Here is a 5,423-nt window from a genome sequence, read left to right as displayed (position 1 = left end):
GAATAAGAGTGCCCATACTGATACGTTTCATGATGCTAATTCACCTTTACATCTTGTCTCCGGTCATACCGAATCGTAAATGCCACTTTCACTTCAGATTTTGCAGGAACCGGTACAAAGATTTGTATATCGTTATCTTTCCGTTTCCAAGTGTGTGTTGATTCAACTACATCAAATACGCTATAGCTTGTGCCATGATTGATGATAAGTTCAATCGGGTGGTCTTTTTGATTGCGAATCAAGTATACGACTTCCTCATACTCATAGCCGTCTTTCTTGTATTTAGCCACAACATCACTTTCCACCGTGACATCAAAAGCTTCCCCTGATTTGATGCGGACTAGTTCGCCAGCAGCCGTATGCGGGATGTAATCTTCTCCGATAAATTCAGAAGAACCGTCCTTTGGATTTTCTTTGTACAATTTGAATCTCCCTCTTGGAAGTGGGAATCCAAGGCCGTTTTCCGCATCATTTCGGAACGTTAAGTACACTGTTGGATGGGCACTGTACGCATCCACTTCATATACCGTGTGCGATTTGATTTTGTAGGCAGAAAAAAGTTGAACTTGCTTTTGCTGTCGATTCTCCAGCGTCAGTCTTTCAGGGAGCGTATATAGATAGTACTCTCCAAATGCCTGACGTTCCGGTTCCATTTCGGCCATGGCACCCTGCTCAAAACTCATCGTTTTTTGCATGCGAATTGGTGCTCGGTTCACTGTCCCCGCCATTAGTTTTATTGTCGCATCGTCAAACGTCATGCCCGAGTTGTTCGTCATCGTTACCCATCCTGTCAAATCAAAATCATTCTCCCTAACTTGTGCCACATAGTCCGCTTCCCAACTTAGCCCCCGCGTTAAATACGTAACCCGTACATCTTCTGCCGTTTGTTCTTCAAAACGCCAAACGAGTGTGGGCTTTAACATCACTTCTTCCGGACCGTCCGGCAAGCGGATCTCCCCTTCTGCATCAAGAACGATTTCTCTTGTCAGCATGTCTGCAAGGACCAAACCATTTTGGACGCTTAACAGAAGGTATGTCTTTTCTTCGCCTGTTTTCTTATTGAYGATTCTGATTTGATGCCCAACATATTTCTCCAGCAACTTGAGTCGATCCATCAAGTCATATTCGTAAGTAAGCTCTGTGACTTTTAGACCTTTCACCTGAACGGAATTCGATTCAATCCGTTGTGGTACGTCCGAATAGTAGATGATATGATCGTCTGAAAGTGGAGGAATGGAGCGGATTTCTTGAATTAACGCAAATCCAGCATTGTAAATCGTCAGCGCCAAGTCTTTCGTCAGGCTCGCTGGGATATTGGTCGGCATAAGAGACACCTCCTCGTTGTTTTTGGAAAGTATATCATGATATGCGTTAAATCCCTTTGCGATACGTTGTATGAAAGACAAGGCGATTCCATTCTTTGAAACATTCTAGAATATGCCTGAGGTTTGGGAGTGAAAATATTACTCTATTCGCGGTTGCTCCCTTTCTATTCGCGCTTCCACACTGATCGTTTAACGCACTGTCAGAATGCTACGGATAATTCATTCGATAACAATAGTAGTAATTGAAAAAGCGACAGAAAAAGCCCTGCCGCTTACTCTACTTTCACTAAGGGCCATGTTGCTGACCAGTTTTTTCGCTTAACTCTATCAAAATATATTTGCGACCCTTCAAAATAAGGGGTGGGAGAGATTTTCATTGTTAATAAGTCTCTGACTCCATGTGGAGCGCATAAATGAAGTTCCCCTTTGTCATCAAAAGTTATGCCAATAGCTGTGGCTGTCTCTGGAAATTTTGACATCCCATCTATTGAGGATATATAGGGTTCTACCTTGTTCAAAGTATGCATCCTTGCTTGATTTTTAACGGACCAAGGAATGGTTGAATCTAATTTAATTAGTTCTTTTTCATAGAGTTTTTCAATGTGTTCGTCCAAATTTTTCGAATCGAAATAAATGACATCCACATCTGGAAGTATGGTTTTTTCAGAAAATCCGTGTAATTCATCCCATACTTTTCCTCTTATGAATCCAGCACATATCCACCAGTCGGGTAACTCTAGTGTAGCTGCTTGTCTGATAACATTCATCATCCACTCGTCATTAGAAATGGCTTCTACAATTTCTTGTTCATTTGATAATTTCATTTTGAACCTCTTTTAATCATCTTCATGGATCCTGTTTGCCCTCATCTACAGCCCCATTTTCTTCGCGACAATCACTTTCATGATTTCATTGCTGCCTGCATAAATCGAAGCGACTGGAATATCTCGATAACGCCTTGCAATTTTATATTCTTCCATATAGCCGTAGCCTCCGTGTAATTGCAAGCATTCACCGGAAATCTTCTTGGCAGTTTCCGTCAGCCAATACTTCGCCATGGACACTTTTGAGACAATGTCTTTCCCTGCCATATGATCTTCAATCAACGATTCAAGGAATGAATGACCAAGTTCAACTTCGGTGCTCATTTCAACTAACTTGAATTGCGTGTTCTGGAACGCTCCGATTGGTTTGCCAAATGCTTTGCGGGATTTCACATAATCCAGTGTCATTTCGACCATATCTTCAGAAGATGTTTGAGCGGAAATTGCCACCATTAATCTTTCCTGTTGGAGCTTCTCCATTAAATAAGTGAAACCCTTTCCTTCTTCGCCAAGCAGGTTCTTAGCAGGCACTCGACAATCTTCAAAGTACAGCTCTGCTGTATCCTGCGCGTGCATGCCGACTTTGTTCAGCTTGCGTCCACGCGTAAACCCAGCCATGCCTTCCTCGATTACCAGCAAGCTGATTCCGCGATGCTTCGGTTCAATTTGTGTATCGGTTTTCACGACAACTACAACTAGATCCGCATTGATGCCATTCGTAATGAAGGTTTTGGAACCATTTACGATATACGTATCACCATCAAGAACAGCAGTTGTTTGAATCGCCGCCAAATCAGATCCTGCCCCTGGTTCAGTCATGGCAATAGCGGTGATATGCTCGCCTGTTACACATCCCGTCAGCCAGCGAGCTTTCTGTTCGTCGTTTCCGTACGCTTCAATATATGGAACCACGATATCATTATGCAATCCAACACCTGTCAAGCTCGCTCCAACACGTTCCATCTCTTCACCGATGATGACAGCGTATCGGAAATCAACTTCCAGTCCGCCATATTTCTCTTCAACTTGTGGGCTTAAATAACCCATGTCGCCAAGCTTCCGCCAAAATGATTTAGGAATCATACGGTCTTCTTCCCACTGTTCGTAATGAGGAGCAGCTTCTTTTTCCAAATATTTGCGAAGCGACTTGCGGAACATCACGTGCTCATCAGTCTCAAAACGGTATTTCCCCATCAAGACTCCTCCTTATTTTGGTTGCATGCGAATGGCACCATCTAAACGGATCACTTCGCCGTTAAGCATTGGATTTATTAAAATGCTTTCTACTAATTGCGCATATTCACTCGGCTTTCCTAAACGATTCGGGAATGGCACGGAACTTGCCAAGGAAACTCGTGCTGGTTCAGGCAAACCTTCGAACAACGGCGTTTCGATTAGACCTGGGGCAATCGCCATAACACGAATGCCGTCTCTAGCAAATTCACGGGCAATCGGTAACGTCATGCCAACGACACCGCCTTTAGAAGCACTGTATGCCACTTGGCCAATTTGACCTTCAAAAGCTGCGACGGAAGCAGTGTTAATGATGACACCTCGTTCCCCTTCTTCGTTCGGATTGTTTTGTTGCATGGCATGAGCAGCAACACGCAATACGTTGAATGTGCCGATTAGATTCACTTGAATAACTTGTTCGAAGCGATCAAGTGCAAGCGGACCTTTCTGTGATACTACTTTGCCGGGCGTCGCGATGCCTGCACAACTAATCAACGCATTGACCTTCCCATAATGTGCCACCACTTCTGCTACATGTTGTTCAACTTGCTGAGCATCCGTGACATTTGTTTGAAAGTAAACTACTTGTTCTTCACCTAATTCTTTAACCATTGCTTGCCCACGTTTTTCATTCAAATCAAAAATGGCGACTTTCCCACCCTGAGCGACCAATCGGCGTGTAGTGGCTTCTCCAAGTCCTGATGCTCCACCCGTTACGATGGCAATGACTTCTGCTGTTATCATGACTGTCCCTCCGATTCTGGCAATCTCTCAATAATGGTGGCGTTCGCCATACCCATCCCCTCACAAATCGCTAGAAGTCCATATCGTCCATTTGTGCGTTCCAGCTCATGCAACAAAGTGACAAGCAGTTTCGTTCCTGATGCGCCCAATGGATGACCGAGTGCTATTGCACCCCCATTGCGATTTAACTTAGACGGATCAGCACCTGTATCCTTTAACCAGGCAAGCGGCACTGGAGCAAAGGCTTCATTAACTTCATATACGTCCATATCTTCGATGGTGAGCTTTGCTTTCTCCAATACTTTTTGCGTTGCTGCAATTGGACCCGTCAGCATAAGCGTTGGATCTGATCCAACAACAACACGGGTATGAATGCGCGCACGAGGTGTTAGTCCCAATTCCTTTGCTTTTTCAAGCGACATCAACAATACTGCTGAAGCGCCGTCACTCATTTGACTAGCATTGCCTGCGGTAATTCGTCCCTTTTCATCAAATACCGTTTTCAAACCACCCAGTGTTTCAAGAGTAGTTCCTGCTCTTGGACCTTCATCAACAGAAAACAGCTCAGTTGATCCATCTTCGTTTGTCACTTCTATTGGTACTATTTCACTTTCGAATCGACCCTCGGCAATCGCCTGAAAGGCACGTTCATGACTTTGTACAGAAAATGCATCCAATTGTTCCCGGGATAAATCCCACTTTTCTGCAATTCGTTCGGCAGACAATCCTTGATTAATGATTTCGTATTGCTCCGTTAGTTTCTTGCTTGGTTTGGCGTCTCCCATATTTGAAAACATCGGTACCCGTGTCATGCTTTCAACACCACCCGCAATCACAATATCCATGTCGCCGGATGCGATTGCCTGTGCGGCAAAATGCACCGCTTGCTGGCTGGAACCACATTGACGGTCGATCGTCGTCCCAGGAACTTTGGTCGGAAAGCCAGCTATCAATCCCGCTGTTCTTGCAATGTTGCCTCCTTGTTCACCTGCTTGAGAGACACACCCTAAAATAATGTCTTCTACGTCGCCTTTTTCAATTCCGGCCAGTTCGACTAATTTTCCCAAAACAATTGCGGCCAATTCGTCTGGTCGCATTTGTGCAAATTTCCCTTTTCTCCGACCGACTGCAGTACGTATTCCTTCTATAATCACGACTTCTTTCATCGTTACACCTCTTTTAACGGAATTGAATGAATATTCACTCACTATTATTTTACAGAACTATCGTGAAATTTTCTACTCTCTTCTTAGAATCTTCTAAGTCTCAGGTCTTAGTAAAAAATGCATTCTAAGCC

5 protein-coding genes are annotated in these 5,423 nt (G+C 44.1%); all 5 read right to left on the bottom strand.

Features of this window, described 5'->3' with window-relative positions; translation table 11 throughout:
- Window positions 1-35 precede the first annotated feature (35 nt).
- Window positions 36-1,325: a DUF4139 domain-containing protein gene (locus AC1DSB_RS13665; RefSeq protein ID WP_477586899.1), complete on the bottom strand. Its 1,290-nt coding sequence runs from the start codon at window positions 1,323-1,325 to the stop codon at window positions 36-38.
- A gap of 272 nt (window positions 1,326-1,597) precedes the next feature.
- Entirely contained in the window at window positions 1,598-2,149 is a 552-nt protein-coding gene (locus AC1DSB_RS13660) for a nucleotidyltransferase family protein (protein WP_477530791.1), read from the bottom strand.
- Window positions 2,150-2,194: 45 nt separating this feature from the next.
- The gene (locus AC1DSB_RS13655; RefSeq protein ID WP_477530790.1) at window positions 2,195-3,343 is read right to left on the bottom strand and encodes an acyl-CoA dehydrogenase family protein; all 1,149 of its coding nucleotides are present in this window, start codon (window positions 3,341-3,343) and stop codon (window positions 2,195-2,197) included.
- A 12-nt stretch (window positions 3,344-3,355) separates the two neighbouring features.
- A complete protein-coding gene (locus tag AC1DSB_RS13650) occupies window positions 3,356-4,126 on the bottom strand; it encodes a 3-hydroxyacyl-CoA dehydrogenase (protein ID WP_477530789.1) in 771 nt (256 codons plus the stop codon).
- Window positions 4,123-5,292, bottom strand: a complete 1,170-nt coding sequence (locus AC1DSB_RS13645) for a thiolase family protein (protein WP_477530788.1) — start codon at window positions 5,290-5,292, stop codon at window positions 4,123-4,125. The genes AC1DSB_RS13650 and AC1DSB_RS13645 overlap by 4 nt, the downstream gene beginning before the upstream one ends.
- Between the last annotated feature and the right edge of the window lie 131 nt (window positions 5,293-5,423).

It is taken from the genome of Paenisporosarcina sp. P4_E4_2, from assembly GCF_056401595.1.
The sequence above is the reverse complement of the archived record's forward strand: the minus strand, read 5'-3'. Positions and strand labels throughout refer to the sequence as shown.